This window comes from Wolbachia endosymbiont of Drosophila seguyi (genome assembly GCF_028981765.1).
Taxonomy (GTDB): Bacteria; Pseudomonadota; Alphaproteobacteria; order Rickettsiales; family Anaplasmataceae; genus Wolbachia; species Wolbachia pipientis.
This window is the reverse complement of record NZ_JAPQLM010000186.1, coordinates 7394-24143: the sequence shown is the minus strand read 5'-3', so window position 1 is coordinate 24143 and position 16750 is coordinate 7394. Positions and strand designations below refer to the sequence as shown.

Sequence of the window (16750 nt, the reverse complement as noted above, 5' to 3'; positions counted from 1 at the left end):
GTGGATTAATGACAAAAAACTTAATGTATTTGGCGTAAATCATGCTTAATTTTTTGCACTATGTGCACCTCATGTCTTTATAAAACTTTTAGGTTTCTACCTATACAAGCCGAAACACGCTTATAAAGTGTTTAAGACAGTAAAAGACGTCAAATAGACAAGGGAGAATTTGAATACTAGCTACCCTAGGGTTTCTTTGCCTTTTTTTTTATTTGGTAAATTTCTTAACATTTATAGCTAAACGACAACTGTCATTCCTGTAAAGGTCAAGTATCCCGCTACTTGTTAGCGGGATCTAGAGATACCGTGACGGTATGACGTAGGATTGCTGTCATTCTGCTACTTGTTAGCGGCTGAGATACCGCGAATGAATCGCGGTATGACGGTTCGCGGTGGCATGACGATAAGCTCGTCATCCCGCTACTTGTTAGCGGCTGAGATACCGCGAATGAATCGCGGTATGACGGTTAGCGGCGGCATGACGTAGGATTGCTGTCATTTCGCTACTTGTTAGCGGCTGAGATACCGCGAATAAATCGCGGTATGACGGTTAGCGGTGGCGTGACGATAAGCTCGTCATTCCGCTACGTGTTAGCGGCTAAGAGATATCGCGGTGGTATAGCTATAAATTGTTGATATCTTTTTTATATCACATTTTTAACTTACAATAGTTAGCCAGCGTTCCTTACATTAACCAAATCTTTCAAATTCTGCACTCACCACTACCTATAACTCACTTTCACGCAATATTGATCGTTCTTAAAAAGCAATCTAACATTTTTTATTCCTTGATTGCGAAGCTTTGATGCAGCTGATTTAGCAGCCTGAGCACTTTTAAAAAATGCAACATATCCCTTACTTTCTGCACTGTCTTGTTTCGGATGACGTTTCTGCATTTCTTTTTCATATTGCTTTCTGTAATGAGGAGTATTTTGTATCAATTGTTCTGACATCTTTCTTAGGTATTGAACTTTTACTTTTGCAAGCCCAGATTTATGAAATCCTAAGACTTGAGCTGCTTTTTCTGATAAGTCTATTATTCTGCCTTCAATAAAAGGCCCTCTATCGTTAACCCTTGTAACAAGCTTTCTTCCGTTTTCTAAATTAGTGACAAGAACAAAGCAGGGTAAGGGCAAAGTCTTATGCGCTGCAGAGATCAAGTGACGGTTAAACGCTTCACCATTTGCTGTAAGTGTGCCATGATCTTCTATTCCATACCACGATGCTATCCCTATCTCTTCATAGTGTTTACAGTTTTTTGGATAATAAGTTATACCATTTATTGTGTAGCTGCTGCCAATTTTATAATGACCTGCAGTGCAGTTAAACCTGTGGCTAAAACTGCAGCTACTTATCAAAACAAATATTAGACATAGAAAGGTTAGGTTTTTTATCATTGTATTCGGTAAGAGGGTTCGATACTATGAGGATTTTAAATTATACTATAATAAATTTAGTAATGAGTAAACATCTACTGCTAAATATTAACAAAACTCAAAAAGGAATAATACATATTATTGGTATAGGTGGAATCGGAATGAGTGCCATTGCTGAAATTCTTCACAATTCCAATTGCAAAGTTCAAGGCAGTGATGCACAATCAAACGACAATATAAATAAGTTACAAAAGCTAGGTATAGAGGTTTTTATTGGTCACAATGCTAATAATATAAGCCAAGCTCAAATAGTTGTACATTCTTCTGCAATAGAATCTGATAATGTGGAGTTAATTGCGGCAAAAAATAACAATAAAACCGTTTTGCATAGATCAGACATACTTGCTGAAATTATGAAAGGTAAATATGTGATAGCGGTTTCAGGTTCAAGCGGAAAGACAACAACAACCGCTATGATTGCTTCCATTTTTGATCATTCTGGCATTGATGCGACTGTAACTGTAGGAGGGATATTAAATTCCTATAAGAGCAACTTCAAACTTGGAGGGAGTGACACTTTTCTGATCGAGGCTGATGAGTCTGATGGAACTATGCTAAAAATCCCTGCAAAGATTGCTGTCATAACAAGTATCAACAATGACCACATAGATTATTACGGCACATTTGATAATATCAAAAATGCATTTTCCCAATTCGTGAATAATGCAGGTTCTGCAGTTTTACCTGATTCTGTAGACATCGATTATGATGCGGGTAATTCTATAACGTTTGGGTTTGAGAATGGTAGCATAAGAGCCAGCAACATTAAACAGCATGCTAACAGCATAGAATTTGATGTGTTGAACAACTGGATTCCAGCATTACGTGCTGGAATGACAAAAGGAAAGTGTACAGAGATGTCATCCCAGTGCGTGACACTGGGATCCAGCCCTTTAAAAAACATAGTACTATCAAATGCAATTGGAATTCACAAAGTAAGCAACGCCCTAGCTGCAATATCAGTTGCGATAAAGCTCGGAATTAGCGATGCAGATATTAAAAAAGGCCTTTTGGAATTTCAAGGAGTAGCAAGAAGATTCTCTTTGATTGCCGATATTAAAGGTGTTAAGTTAATTGAGGATTATGCCCATCATCCAAATGAAATATATGCAACTTTAACGGCTGCACGTTCGATTACTAAAGGAAAAGTAATAGGAATTATCGAACCACTTCGTTTTGCCCGCATTCGTAATTTTTTTGATGAATTCATACGCATTTTCATGATGTTTGATTATGTCATCCTCACTCCTGTTCATCCCCCAGAAGACAAGCCTATTCCTGGTTGTGGGATTGATGATATACAAAAAGCTTTAATCAGTAATGGATTTAATAACACAAAAATTATGAATGATGCTTTGCTCATTTCACATTTTATTAGTGATTCGACAAGTCCAAGTGATATAGTATTATTTATTGGTGCTGGTAGTAATATAGCTAAATTGGCAAAGGAAACTGCAGCACTTATTGCGGAAGTTAAGGTTTAATGTAATGAATAAGATAATCAATAACGTATTTGCAAGAGAAATTTTAGATAGCAGGGGTTACCCCACTATTGAGGTAGAAATTGAGCTCTGTGATGGTGCAATAGGCAGGGCATCTGTACCTTCTGGAGCTTCAACCGGTAAATTAGAAGCCTTGGAACTCAGGGACCAAGATGAGAAAAGGTATTGTGGTAAGGGAGTGCTGAAAGCTGTTCAAGCTGTAAATGGGATAATAGCAGATGAAATCATTGGAATGAATGCAGCGGACCAAAATGCAATTGATAAAGCATTAATTGAACTGGATGGAACAAAAAACAAATCAAAACTTGGAGCAAATGCAACTTTGGGTGTGTCTCTTGCAGTTGCAAAAGCAGCAGCAAACAGTTTCAAAATGCCGCTATATAGATATTTGGGAGGAAAGCAGACGAGTGTTATGCCGGTTCCACTCATTAACATAATTAATGGTGGAGTACATGCAGACAATAAGCTCGATTTCCAAGAATTCATGATTCTTCCGGTCGGTGCTGAGACTTTCAGCGAAGCGATTAGAATATCTGCGGAGGTATTCCACAACTTACGTAGCATTCTTAAGAAAAAAGGTTATAGCACAAATGTAGGGGATGAAGGTGGTTTTGCACCAAATATTGAAAGTACTGAAGAAGCACTTGATTTGATCATATACGCTATAGAATCAGCAGGTTATTCAGCGCAAAGTGATTTTGCACTAGGCCTTGATGTTGCTTCATCTACTTTTTATGAAGATGGAATTTACAAATTTGAACACAGAGATCTTACTTCAGAAGAGTTGACTGAATATTATTGTAATCTTGTGGAAAGATATCCAATAATTTCTATAGAAGATGCAATGAGTGAAGACGACTATGAAGGTTGGAAATTACTTACTGCAAAATTGGGGAGTAAAATTCAATTGGTTGGGGATGATTTGTTTGTTACAAATTGTGAACTGATATGCAAAGGAATAGAGGAAAAAATGGCAAATGCTGTACTGATCAAGCCAAATCAAATAGGGACGTTAACAGAAACTTTTGCTGCTATTGAAATGGCAAAATCAAATGGCTATAAAGCTGTTGTTTCTCATCGCTCAGGTGAAACAGAAGACACAACAATATCTCATATAGCAGTTGCGTCAAATTGCGGGCAAATAAAAACCGGGTCGCTATCGCGTTCTGATAGACTCGCGAAGTATAACGAGCTAATCAGAATAGAAAGCGCATTAGGAAAGGACGCTAAATATTATCGTGGGTTAGCATGGGTTTTATAGACGAAGTAAAATTGTGTTTAAAAGCTGGTGACGGTGGTGATGGCTGTGCAAGTTTTCGTCGAGAAAGGTTCGTTGAATTTGGTGGTCCAAATGGTGGTAATGGAGGAAAGGGTGGAAACATAGTTTTCATCAGCGACGCTAATCTCAACACTTTGCTTCATTTTCGTTATAGAAGACACATTAAAGCAGATAGTGGAAAAAATGGTGCAGGCAGGGATAGATCTGGCACAGCAGGGAAAGACGTTATACTTAAAGTTCCAGTCGGTGCACAAATAATTGATGAAGAAAGTGAAGAGATAATAGTAGACCTTGACAAGCCTGGTATGGAATTTCAAGTAGCACAGGGTGGAAAAGGTGGACTTGGAAATACTAATTTTAAATCTTCTACTAATAAGGCACCAAGACATTTTACTTACGGTCAGCCTGGCGAAGAAAAACATGTATTATTAAAACTAAAAGTTTTATCAGATGTTGGAATTATTGGCATGCCAAACGCAGGTAAATCAAAATTTTTGACTCGCTGCTCAAATTCCGATACAAAAGTAGGCGATTATCCATTTACCACCGTAAGACCTCATTTAGGCATGGTAAAAGTGGATGATAGCGAAGTTGTAATAGCAGATATTCCTGGAATAATTACTGATGCTCACCTTGGAGTTGGGCTCGGGCATAAATTTTTAAAGCACATAGAAAGGTGTCAAATTTTACTTCATTTAATCGATGTAACTCACGATGACGTTGTTTCGGCTTATAGTTGTATCCATAATGAATTGGAACTTTACAATAGTGATCTTGTTGAAAAAGAAGAGATTGTAGTATTAAACAAATGCGACTTATTGAGGGAAGCAGAAATTCTGGAAAAGAAGAATCACCTAGCTAATTATCTCAATAAAGAAGTGCTGTGCTTATCAATTAATGGTGATTTACAGCCTATTTTAAGATTATTAAGTGAAAAATTGAAAAAGAGTAATTCTAAGGAAATCGATGTATATGATCCTTTTAAAGCGTAAATTTTCTATTTATGGATGTACAAGAATGGTAGCGTGCAACCAGAACTAAGCGTACAGCTGTGCAAACATCGTGATTTGAGTCCACCAGAAGGGTGTCATCCCAGTGCCCAGACACTGGGATCCAGGAATTTTATTAAGTTGGTAAGCATAAAAGTAGCCGTTTTATGTTAAAATACAACGTTTTGATGATTATGAAAAGGCTGGATTCCAGACTGGAATGACACCATCATAAAGTGAATCAGTGTCAGCTACTTGCATCTACCATGCAAGTTAACTGAAAATTGCAATGTTCGTACACTTGACTACTTGGATCTAGTATGATTTAATTAACAAAGAAGTAGGCATGAAAAAATTATGTAGTGAACCAGTTTGCATAACACCAGGAGGAAAATATGGATAGAAAGACGAGAATAGAATCAGACAGCTTAGGGGAAGTAAAAGTACCAAGTGAACATTACTGGGGAGCACAGACTCAGCGTTCTTTAGAAAATTTTAAGATTGGCACAGAAAAAATGCCAGAGCCTCTGATTAAAGCATTAGCAATAGTAAAACTTGCAGCAGCGCGTGTTAATATGAAACATGGTGTTATAGATGATAGGGTAGGGGACGCAATTTGCACAGCCGCGAGGGAAGTAATAGATGGCAAATTTAATAATGAATTTCCGCTTGTTGTTTGGCAAACCGGATCCGGAACGCAGACTAATATGAATATGAATGAAGTAATCAGCAATCGTGCAATAGAGATTTTAGGTGGTAATTTGGGTAGTAAATCTCCAATACATCCAAATGATCATGTGAATTATGGTCAGTCGTCAAATGACACCTTTCCAACAGCAATGCATATAGCAGCAGCAGAGCAAATAAACTGCTTGCTTATTCCAAATCTTGAAAAATTGCATAAGGTGCTGGATAATAAGGTTCAGGAATTTAAAGATATAATAAAAGTAGGACGTACTCATCTGCAAGATGCAACGCCCCTAACACTAGGACAGGAGTTTTCTGGCTATGCAGCCCAGATTAAAAAGGGGATAGAGAGAGTAAAATCAACTTTAAGTGGTATATACGAGCTTGCACAAGGTGGCACTGCGGTTGGCACGGGACTCAATACTAAAAAGGGTTTTGCTGAAGATTTTGCAAAGCAAGTTGCAGGAATTACTAACCTTCCATTTACTTCAGCAGGCAATAAATTTGAAGCGCTAGCAGCAAATGATGCTTTAGTTGAGCTCAGTGGAACACTCAATACAGTAGCAGTCAGTTTAATGAAAATTGCAAATGATATAAGGTTGCTTGGTTCTGGTCCAAGATGCGGAATTGGGGAAATAATGTTACCGGAAAATGAGCCTGGTTCTTCAATTATGCCAGGTAAAGTGAATCCAACTCAGTGTGAAGCGGTGACTATGGTATGCACTCAAGTTATGGGAAATCATGTTGCTGTAACCATTAGTGGTTCAAACGGTCATTTTGAATTGAATGTGTTTAAGCCAGTGATAATTTACAATGTTTTGCAGTCTATAAGACTTTTAGCTGACGCAAGTTTAAATTTTACAGAAAAATGTGTAGTTGGTATTAAAGCAAATGAAGAGAGGATAAAAGATTTACTGAATCAGTCGTTGATGTTGGTCACTATATTAAATACGCATATAGGGTACGACAATGCAGCAAAAATAGCGAAGCTTGCTTATAAAGAAAATATCACTCTAAAAGAAGCAGCAGCAAAACTTCAACTGCTCACTGAGGAAGAGTTTGAAAGGATAGTGAAACCAGAAGAAATGGTAAATTATTTGTAACCGCTCACACTTAATTCTTCAATCTCACTAATAGAAAGGCCAGTAAACTTGACAATAGTGTTAACATCAACATTATTATCTTGCTTTGTCTACCTTATTTTGCCGCTCCCCTGAACGGATACGGTTTAAGACATAAGATCCTTTTTCATAGCTATACTACGTTATCCAGCGTCTGGGCACTGGTTTCTTGGTACTTATTCCGCAATAATTTTTTTTTCCTTCAATAAACTTTGCAGTTCGCCTTTTTCGTACATCTCGCGAGTGATGTCGCAACCACCAATAAACTCTTCCTTTATATATAATTGTGGAATTGTTGGCCAATCAGAAAACTTTTTTATAGATTCACGTATTTCATCATTCTCCAACACGTTAATATACTTAAACTTCACGTTCAATTTTTTTAGGATTGACACGACGAGTCCAGAGAATCCGCATTGAGGAAAATCAGAAGTGCCTTTCATATACAATACCACATCATTTTCTGTTATATCTTTTTTTATTTGTTCAAAATTGCTCATAAATTCACCTTATTTTTAAGTATTAGTTTCCAGTTGCAAGGCGTGTATAGACTGACCTTCCAGAGCTTTATATACCATTTTATGCTGTTCTATTTTTGTCTTTCCAAGAAAACACTTGGAGTTTATTTTTAAATGATAATGGTCATCATCTCCAGCAAGATCATGAATCTTTATATCAGCGTCGGGGAACGATTGTTTGATGATCCTCTCTAATTCGTGAATTGCAATAGTCATTGATTTGCTTTAAATTACAATACTTTCATTATAAATCTAAAACGATTGAGCGCAATAAAAAGTTGCTATCATAAAAAATAGAAGCATACTATAATAATGGAATGACAAATTATGCAGGGAGGCTTTGTGGTGGGCGAAAGATTTAAATTCACATATCTATTGGTTTTGCTAACTTTTTCATTTAGGTGCTTATCTTACGATGATAAAATAAATAACTTAGAGAATGTTTACATCAAAGCTAACTATTTTGGAGCATTCTTCAATGCAATAGGTTCTCTAGAAGGAAAAGAAGATGCAGGTGACAATATAACAGAGGGGGTTTTTAGTTTTAATAAGAAGGAGCGAATTGAAGCTGGATACAGTCCTAAATATGTTCCAGGGTTTGCCGGTAGTGCTGCAATAGGGTATTTATTCAAAAATATGAGAGTTGAGTTTGAAGGCTTATATTCTCAGACTAACTTATATGATGAAGATTATTCAGATAAGAAAAAAGCAAGATATATTGAACTTCGTCGTCACAATGATGCGTCTACTGGAGCGGAATGCAATTCACCTTGGAGAAGTGGAAAGGTTGATATTCACATTCAAGAAAATTGTAGTGTTGAAGCAGAGTTCAGAGCTGCATTTAAGATGAAAAATGAAGGTTTTAATAACTTAGCTGGAATGGTCAATGTATATCGTGATTTTAATATAGCAAAAATGCCATTCACCCCATATGTTGGTATTGGTGCAGGTGTAACTAGGGTTAAATTTCTAGGAAAAACCAGATATGCCTTGGCTTACCAAGCAAAACTTGGTATCAATCACCAACTTACAGCACAAACTCAAGCATTTGCTGGTTTACGCTATTTTGGTATCCTTGATAACCAATTTAAAGATATTGTACCAGGAATAAAGATACTAGCTGGTGAAGGATATATTCCTGCCGGTGGAGGAAGTAAAGTTGATGAAACTGCACGTGTTGAATCAACAACTGCAACCATTACCAATAGGTTTGGCATATATGGCTTAGAGTTTGGGTTGGTTTATCACTTTTAACTTTATCCAATAAATTACATATGTGAAGATAGTAAATTCAGCGTGCTGAGAACATTAGAAAGACGAGATTTTAATTGATTTTCATATTTACTCCAATCTTGTATTGCCTTTCTTGCAACACCTGAATCAACTGCGGCTTTTGCAACAGCAGGAGCTACTATAGAAATTAATCTTGGGTCAAATGGAGTAGGTATTATATATTCACGTCCATAGCCCATTTTACGACCGCCATAGACTGCAGATATCTCACCTGGTACTGGCTCACGGGCAAGCTTTGCTATTGCATCTGCAGCTGCAATTTTCATTTCATCATTTATTGTTGTTGCATGTACATCAAGTGCCCCTCTAAATATATAAGGAAAACCCATTACGTTGTTGACTTGGTTGTTGTAATCTGACCTACCAGTTGCAATTATTGCATCTGGCCTCACAGATTTTGCAAACTCAGGCCTTACTTCTGGATCGGGATTGGCAAGAGCAAAAATAATCGGGTCTTTGCCCATACTCTTTAACATCTCTTCATTTAACACATCTTTTGCAGATAGTCCGATGAATACATCAGCGCCTTTTATTGTATCAAGTAGAGAACGTTCGGAAGTATCAATTGCATACTTTTCCTTCCACTCATTCATATCCTCGTTTCTACCTTTGTATATTACTCCTTGCTTATCACACAGCACTATATTTTTAGCGCCCATGGACTTTAGTATTTCTAAACATGCAATACCGGCTGCTCCAGCACCATTCATAATGATCTTAACGTCCTCTAATTTCTTTTCAACAATATCAAGAGCATTTTCTATGCCAGCTGCAACAACCACCGCAGTTCCATGCTGGTCATCATGGAACACTGGAATATCCATCAGTTCATTCAGGCGTTTCTCTATTATAAAACAATCGGGAGATCTTATATCTTCTAAATTTATCCCCCCCCAACTTGGCCCAAGATACCTTACTGCATTGATGAAATCTTCTATATTTTCTGTACCAACTTCTATATCAACTGCATCAATATCAGCAAAACGCTTAAATAAAACAGCTTTGCCTTCCATGACAGGTTTTGCAGCAAGAGGACCGATATTACCAAGTCCAAGCACTGCAGTGCCATTTGAAATGACAGCAACACAGTTGCTTTTTGCTGTATAATCATAAACAACCTCAGGATTTTTAGCTATTTCAAGGCACGGAGCTGCAACACCAGGGGAATAAGCAAGTGACAAATCATACTGGGTAGATAAAGGTTTTGTTGGCATGATTGAAATTTTACCAGGGTTACCACCTCTGCTGTGATACTTAAGCGCTTCTTGTTTTGTGGTACTATCTAAATCATCGTTCATCATTACATCCTTATATTTTAAGCTTGTATTTTTTAAGTATATGGAGTTTTTATAAATGTTCAATTGTAAACTATTAACTTGTGAACTCTGTTGTACTTCTGTATAAGTTTACCTATTACGTAAGATGATATTACATGCTTAAAAAAAACGTGCCTAATTTGCTTACAATTTCTCGTGCACTTGCAATACCAGCAATAATATTAAGTTTTTATATAGAAAATAAATATGCAGGCCTGATAACAATATCAATCTTTGTGTTTGCGTGCATTACGGATTTTTTTGATGGTTACCTGGCGCGTGCGTGGAAAGTCCAATCAAAGTTTGGCAAGCTATTTGATCCAATTGCTGACAAATTAATAGTGGTTTCAACGATAATTATGCTAGTTTATAAGCATAAGATAAATGATTTTACAATAGTACCATCGATTATCATCATCTGTCGGGAGATATTAGTCTCGGGTTTACGGGAGTTTCTGATAGCTACAAATGTTAGTCTACCTGTAAGCAAAGCTGGAAAAATTAAAACATTTTTGCAGATGGTTGCTGTAGTAGCGCTAATAATGAACGATTATTATATGATTCAATATACAGGTGCGATTTGTTTATGGGTTGCAGCTATTATAACTATGTGGTCAGGCTATAATTATATCCTAGCCGGCATCAAATAGATTGATTAAATCTCCTAGGAAATAGTTAATAGACAAGAGTAGTTAATATCTTAGTGATATTGACTCAGAAAGCAAAAAGGTGTATAATTGTATTAACTTACTACTAATTAGGTTAATATTATGAAAATACCTAGTGGCAAATTTTCTTCTACTAAAAAGGTTCCAGGAAAGAATAAGAAAAAAAGAGATTTTGAACCATTAGAAGAGTTTTTTTGGGATTTTTGGCCAACAGTTGATAAAGAAGTCAAAAGAGAAAGGCTAGAACAAGAACTATTAGCACTAAAAAAAAGAGAGCTATATAGAAAATGTGCATCATTGGCAACAATGGTCCCATTTACATTGCTGATGGCGATTGAACTGGAAAAAACATATAGCGATCAGGTATTACTTGGCGTGATAAGTGGCGCGCTAAGCCACACTATATTACCTTTTACAGTCTTATCTCTTATTTGTACGCTATATTTAATTTACAATAATAGGAAGATAGCACAAAAAGAACGAGAGTTGGAGATTATTGAAAATGGAGAGGAAGTAAAGGAAAAAGAGCACAATATTTCTGATATAGGTCAGTGTTTGATCTATATTGAGGCTATAACAACTGCACTGGTTATTGTAGGTATGATAATGGGTGAAACATCTTCACTTGAAGCAGCAGAGGATGCAATTTTATTTCTTGCCAATGCAATTGCTTTTCTTGCAACTCTTGTTTCTTATATTGATAAGCATGAAAAAAATAAGAAAAAGGAAACAGAAAAGTCTGATCTTGATGAGAAATCTAGCAAGAAAACTAGCAATATATCTGTAGCCGGATTGGCGCTTGCTGGTTCTTCTGTATTTTTAATAAGAAGGATAATGTTAATAGCATTAGCATCGTCCTTAAATCCTGCTGTTGGACCTACTTTAGGCTTGGTAGGTATTGCAATTTTTATGGCTGTACAGGTCTTAACTATACATTCCTACAGTAAGACGCTGAAAGATCCAAAAGTGGAAGGACGAGGTGAATCAAGAAATGCAGGTAGTTCTGACCGTAGTTATAAAGAAGAAGGACCGGCTATTGCCTAAGAAATTTATTTATTTAAGTAATATTTAGGTCTATACTTTATTTTGATCGAAAAAAATCTTATGTATAAGACTTTAATCACGTGCTTTATTTTCCTAATTTGCTCCTTTACACAATCGTATGCGGATGATCTTGAAAAAACTGAAACTGAACTATATGAAGAAGCAGTTGAACTTTTTGACCAGAAAAAATATAAACAAGCTATTAGGGCATTTCATAAGATAGAGGATTTGTATCCTTTTTCTTATTGGGCAATGAAAGCAAAATTATTATCTGGGGTCTCTCACTATAATATGGGTAACTATAGCAGTGCTGCAAGTGATATGGCTGATTATATATATGTTTATTCAAATGGTGAAGATTTACCATATGTATACTACTTAAGAGTATTATCTTATTACATGCAAATTAATAAAGTGCAACTTGGACAGCAAACTGCATATAAAACTTTAGAGCTAGCCACTGAGTACATTAATCTCTTTCCAGGCAGCGAATATGTAGACGAGATAAAGGAAAGAGCAAAATTAATCACAGAACATATATCAACAAAAGAGTATTCTATCGGTAAATTTTACCTGAGGCGTGGTGAATATTTAGCAGCAATTAAGCGTTTCCAGAATATGGCAAGCTATAAGGATTCTAAATATTTTTCTAAGTCTATTAACCATTTAATAGCAGCCCATTCAGCTCTTGGCCTTGACTTAGAAGCTGAGCAGTATGAAAGTATGTTATTAGCAGAAAACCTGCAAGATGCCAAGCCAGAGGCTTGAAAATTTGCTTTAGCTTTTTCTATGCTTTGATATATAATTAGGTTTTTAACTATTTGAATATGGCTGGTCATTCACAATTTTCAAATATAAAACATCGGAAAGGCGCTCAGGATGCAAAGCGCTCTCAAAAATTTACGAAGCTGATCAGAGAAATAACAGTTGCTGCAAAGCAAGGGCTGCCCGATCCCGAACTCAACCCGCGCCTTCGCTCTGCTATATTTGCTGCACGCGAGGAAAATCTACCAAAAGATAAAATAGAAACAGCAATAAAAAATGCAACTGGTAACGTTGCTGGAGAAAATTACGAGGAAATCCAATATGAAGGTCATGGGCCTTCTGGCACTGCACTCATTGTCCATGTTTTGACTAATAATCGCAACCGAACTGCTTCTGAGGTACGTTATATATTTTCTCGCAAGGGTGGAAACTTGGGAGAAACAGGAAGTGTTAGTTACCTTTTCGATCATGTAGGCTTAATCGTCTATAAAGCAGAGGGTGTGAATTTTGATGATTTATTCAGTCATGGAATCGAATTAGAAGTATTGAATGTTGAGGAAAATGACAAAGAAGGATTACACGTTATAACTTGTGAAATAAAAGATTTTGGTAAAGTACGCGATGCCTTTTATGCAAAATTCGGAGAACCAGAACTTGCTCGTCTTTCATGGCAGCCAAAAGATCTGATTGAAATTAGCGATAAAGAGTTGATTGATAAATTATCTGCATTGGTTGAAGAATTAGAAGATAATGATGATGTACAGTATGTGGAAGGTAATTTTACTTTTGTTGATGCTGTTTGAATGATGAAGCTGATTGTATTTATGCTGCTCTTTATCTTACCGTTATATACCGCTGAAACATCAACAGATCTTGCACAGCCATTCCAGCATGGAATCAGAAAAAAAAAAGCTACTTTGACGACAGAAAGTGATAGAAAGTTGTTATTCATATCCAGTACCATAAAATCTTCCTTTTTTGCCACGGAAGGGTTGGCGCCAAATACAGTGGTGAAATTGATCAACATATATAAAGATTTCGGTGTTGATTTTAAAAAAGACATTGTGCCGAAGAGTAAATTGGAGGTTCTTTTTGAGAGATTGCCTAATAATCAGAAGACTGAAGAAAAAATTTTATATGCTTCACTGATAATAAACAAGAAAGCTATTAGTTTATATCATTATAAATCGCAAGACGGCAAAGAAAGGTATTTTAATAAAGAAGGAATAAGCTTAAAAAATGGCGAAATTTTTGCAAATCCTTTAAATGGAGATTATCGCATATCCTCAAAATTTGGCAATAGAAAGCATCCTGTTCGCGGTAAAATTGCTTTTCACAAAGGAGTGGATTATGCAGCTAAACTTGGCACTCCCATATACGCTGCTGCAGAGGGTGTGATAGAATATATAGGAAAGAATGGTGGCTATGGAAATTACATCAAAATAAAACACAAAAATGAATATTCAACCTGTTACGCGCATATAAGTAGATTTAGTGGCGATATAAAGTTAGGCTCTAAAGTAAAGCAGGGGCAGGTCATCGCCTATGTTGGTAGCACTGGTGTTGCAACAGGCCCTCATTTACATTACGAAGTTATATATAACGGCAAACACATCGATCCGCTTACGATAGCACATAAAACTGAAGTAAAATTGCCTGATCATGAATTAAGAGAGTTTAAACTATTTGTAAATAAGATAAATAAAACGATCAACAGAGAGAGTTCAAGTGAAAAAGAAGTTTAAAGACAATATGGATAAGAATACGATAAACGATAGAAATTTGAGTCAAATTCGGGCTTTTCCTGTACTAATAGCGCTAGGATTAATTTTATCGCTGCTTTTTTTGGCATATGACAGCACAATTGCACTTGGAGTTGCTGCCGTTTCAATTTTGACTTTTCTTCAAGGATTTTTTATTAATGACCCTAATGAAGCAAGAGTGATAGAATTTTTTGGTCATTATATTGGAACTTATTTTAAGTCTGGAATATGTGTAACGCTTCCCTTTTCAAGCAAATATATAGTTTCCCTAAAATTTCAGAATATTAACACAGAAAAAATAAAAGTTAATGATGCAAATGGAAGTCCAATAGAGATTTCTGCAGTAATTGTTTGGAGAGTGAGCAGTCCTGCAAAGGCGTATTATAATGTTAACAACTATCACGAATTTGTTTTTGTACAAAGTGACTCGGTAATTAGAGAATTGGCGAGCAATTATCCGTATGACAGCGAGAGCAATGAGGAATCTTTACGTAAAAATTCTGATAAAATTTCAGATGAATTGCGGTCAATGTTACAACAAAGATTAGATATTGCAGGAATTGAGATTACAGAAGCAAGAATATCGCATTTGGCGTATTCGTCCGAGATTGCACAAGCAATGTTAAGGCGTCAACAAGCACATGCTATCACTTCGGCAAGAAGGCATATAGTGCAAAATGCAATAGGAATTGTCGAGGAAGTAATAGCTCATTTTGAAAAAAACAAAAGCTTACAATTAGATGGCAAGCAAAAGGTTCAATTGATAAATAATTTGTTGGTTGCCCTAATCTCTGAGCAAGATGCACAACCGACGATTAGTTTAGATAATAATTAGCATAGAAGCCGATTGGGTTTCATAAATGCAAGTCGCTATTAATTTCTTGATTAATAGACTAAATGATGTTATAAATTACACGCATTAGGGGTGCTCTAGAAAAGCTGAGAGTACATAAAGTACAACCCTTTGAACCTGATATTGTTAAAGCAAGCGTAGGAAAATGTATGTATATAAATATTGAAGAATGCTTCGGCTTCATTGCGTTAATTGCACCTCTAATTGGATTATCACCTCAAGTATATAAAGCATATATCACTAAAGTTACTCGTGATGTATCGATGTTAATGTTAGTAAACTATCTTATTTGTTCATTGTCTTGGATTGGCTATGGTCTTTACCAGAGCTCAATTTTTGTGGTGCTTAGCAATATTGCTGGATTAGTGATTAGCATAATATCAATTATTCAAAAATGTTACTACGATGCAAAACCTGCACCATGATCATGTGCTGCACTGCAGTACACAACAACAATATCGTTCTATTGTAGTGCTAAATGGAAAAATACCGAGCTCATCGTTTTTTAAACGAGATATACCTATTATTGCTGTAGATGGAGGAGCAAACAAGCTTCTATCAATTGGCGTAAAACCTGATCTTGTAGTAGGAGATTTGGATAGCGTAAATCTGGATTTACGTGCTAATTTGAATACGATATATCTACCTGATCAAGATTATTGCGACTTTTCTAAAGCAATGGCTCACTTAAAAACAGTAAAGTTATTGCCATCAATAGTAACGGGTATTACTGGAGGAGCAATTGATCACATACTACAGAATATTAACATTTTTCTAAGTACGGGCAGTATCTTTTACACACCTTCACCTCCCATGGTAGGTTACACTTTACAAAAAGGTATTACCCATTTTTTTTCTTTGCCAAAAAATACTAAAATATCTTTACTTGGTATACCGAGAGCTCAAATATCAACTAAAGGATTAAAATGGGAACTGCACCTTAGTAATCTTGCTTTTCCGGGAAAAAATTCTTGCTTTAATCGAAGTTTAGGCAATAAGGTATCCGTAGAAGTACACAGTGGTATATGTCTAGCAATGATTTATTTAGAGACAGTAGATGATGCTGCAAGACATCATGTGCGTCAAGTTAAGAAGTAAATAGACTTCTTGCATAACCCAAACTAAGTAGAAAAAAGGTATCATCCAAGTAGCTGACACTGGTTCCTTTATGACGTGTCATTCCAGTTTCAGCTACTTGAATGACAGCAGTCCTACGTCATACCGCCGCGGTATCTCTTAGCCGCTAACAAGCAGCGGGATGACGAATTGCTTAACCATCATCTACACCGTCATACCGCGATTCATTCGCGGTATCTCTTAGCCGCTAACAAGCAGCGGGATGACGAATTACTTAACCATCATTACACCGTCATACCGCGATTCATTCGCGGTATCTCTTAACATAGATCCCCTACTATACCTTAACATAGATCCCGCTAACACGTAGCGGGATGACGATTGTCGTTTAGCTATAAACATTAAGAAATTTACCAAACGAAAAAAAAGGCAAAAGAAG

Annotated in this window: 17 protein-coding genes and 1 riboswitch; of the genes, 13 read left to right on the top strand and 4 right to left on the bottom strand. The window is 36.3% G+C overall.

The features are described from left to right. Window positions 1–722: 722 nt before the first annotated feature. Entirely contained in the window at window positions 723–1397 is a 675-nt protein-coding gene (locus tag OZD62_RS05205; protein ID WP_316658191.1) for a septal ring lytic transglycosylase RlpA family protein, read from the bottom strand. Between the two features lie 26 nt (window positions 1398–1423). On the opposite strand from OZD62_RS05205, the gene murC reads away from it, so the two are divergent. From murC to fumC, 4 genes are all read left to right on the top strand, one after another. Continuing rightward, a complete protein-coding gene (gene murC, locus OZD62_RS05200; RefSeq protein WP_038250394.1) occupies window positions 1424–2920 on the top strand; it encodes a UDP-N-acetylmuramate--L-alanine ligase in 1497 nt (498 codons plus the stop codon). 4 nt (window positions 2921–2924) lie between these two features. Further along, complete coding sequence (gene eno / locus OZD62_RS05195) at window positions 2925–4199, top strand: phosphopyruvate hydratase (RefSeq protein ID WP_010082238.1); 1275 nt, start codon at window positions 2925–2927, stop codon at window positions 4197–4199. Further along, a complete protein-coding gene (gene cgtA, locus OZD62_RS05190; RefSeq protein ID WP_275019581.1) occupies window positions 4187–5209 on the top strand; it encodes an Obg family GTPase CgtA in 1023 nt (340 codons plus the stop codon). The genes eno and cgtA overlap by 13 nt, the downstream gene beginning before the upstream one ends. A gap of 392 nt (window positions 5210–5601) precedes the next feature. Then, entirely contained in the window at window positions 5602–6996 is a 1395-nt protein-coding gene (gene fumC, locus OZD62_RS05185) for a class II fumarate hydratase (protein WP_010962632.1), read from the top strand. 194 nt (window positions 6997–7190) lie between these two features. Here the strand turns inward: fumC and grxD are convergent, their stop codons facing one another. Then, window positions 7191–7514, bottom strand: coding sequence for a Grx4 family monothiol glutaredoxin (grxD, locus tag OZD62_RS05180; RefSeq protein ID WP_006280013.1), 324 nt, complete (start codon window positions 7512–7514; stop codon window positions 7191–7193). Window positions 7515–7529: 15 nt separating this feature from the next. After that, on the bottom strand, window positions 7530–7748 hold the full coding sequence (locus tag OZD62_RS05175; RefSeq protein WP_006280012.1) for a BolA/IbaG family iron-sulfur metabolism protein: 219 nt from the start codon (window positions 7746–7748) through the stop codon (window positions 7530–7532). A 129-nt stretch (window positions 7749–7877) separates the two neighbouring features. Between OZD62_RS05175 and OZD62_RS05170 the strand changes: the two genes are divergently transcribed. Then, window positions 7878–8786 (top strand): P44/Msp2 family outer membrane protein, encoded by a 909-nt coding sequence (locus OZD62_RS05170; RefSeq protein WP_233417545.1) that lies wholly within the window; start codon window positions 7878–7880, stop codon window positions 8784–8786. Between the two features lie 14 nt (window positions 8787–8800). Here OZD62_RS05170 and OZD62_RS05165 read toward each other — a convergent pair whose 3' ends face one another. Further along, window positions 8801–10123, bottom strand: coding sequence for a malic enzyme-like NAD(P)-binding protein (locus OZD62_RS05165; protein ID WP_077188090.1), 1323 nt, complete (start codon window positions 10121–10123; stop codon window positions 8801–8803). Window positions 10124–10257: 134 nt separating this feature from the next. Between OZD62_RS05165 and pgsA the strand changes: the two genes are divergently transcribed. From pgsA to OZD62_RS05125, 8 genes are all read left to right on the top strand, one after another. Continuing rightward, window positions 10258–10791, top strand: a complete 534-nt coding sequence (pgsA, locus tag OZD62_RS05160; protein WP_010962629.1) for a CDP-diacylglycerol--glycerol-3-phosphate 3-phosphatidyltransferase — start codon at window positions 10258–10260, stop codon at window positions 10789–10791. A 120-nt stretch (window positions 10792–10911) separates the two neighbouring features. Then, the gene (locus OZD62_RS05155) at window positions 10912–11853 is read left to right on the top strand and encodes a hypothetical protein (protein ID WP_010962628.1); all 942 of its coding nucleotides are present in this window, start codon (window positions 10912–10914) and stop codon (window positions 11851–11853) included. A gap of 60 nt (window positions 11854–11913) precedes the next feature. Beyond that, entirely contained in the window at window positions 11914–12621 is a 708-nt protein-coding gene (locus OZD62_RS05150; RefSeq protein ID WP_010962627.1) for an outer membrane protein assembly factor BamD, read from the top strand. A 59-nt stretch (window positions 12622–12680) separates the two neighbouring features. Continuing rightward, window positions 12681–13421 (top strand): YebC/PmpR family DNA-binding transcriptional regulator, encoded by a 741-nt coding sequence (locus OZD62_RS05145; RefSeq protein WP_275019580.1) that lies wholly within the window; start codon window positions 12681–12683, stop codon window positions 13419–13421. A 3-nt stretch (window positions 13422–13424) separates the two neighbouring features. Beyond that, window positions 13425–14363 carry a M23 family metallopeptidase gene (locus OZD62_RS05140; RefSeq protein ID WP_038198862.1) on the top strand — a complete coding sequence of 313 codons (939 nt, stop codon included), beginning with the start codon at window positions 13425–13427 and terminating at the stop codon, window positions 14361–14363. Window positions 14364–14370: 7 nt separating this feature from the next. Further along, window positions 14371–15216: an SPFH domain-containing protein gene (locus OZD62_RS05135; protein WP_010962624.1), complete on the top strand. Its 846-nt coding sequence runs from the start codon at window positions 14371–14373 to the stop codon at window positions 15214–15216. Between the two features lie 76 nt (window positions 15217–15292). Then, a riboswitch (TPP riboswitch) is annotated at window positions 15293–15395 on the top strand. Next, on the top strand, window positions 15384–15659 hold the full coding sequence (locus OZD62_RS05130) for a SemiSWEET family sugar transporter (protein ID WP_275019579.1): 276 nt from the start codon (window positions 15384–15386) through the stop codon (window positions 15657–15659). It overlaps the preceding riboswitch by 12 nt. Then, window positions 15640–16332 (top strand): thiamine diphosphokinase, encoded by a 693-nt coding sequence (locus OZD62_RS05125; RefSeq protein WP_010962623.1) that lies wholly within the window; start codon window positions 15640–15642, stop codon window positions 16330–16332. Before OZD62_RS05130 ends, OZD62_RS05125 begins: the two co-directional genes overlap by 20 nt. Window positions 16333–16750: the final 418 nt, after the last annotated feature.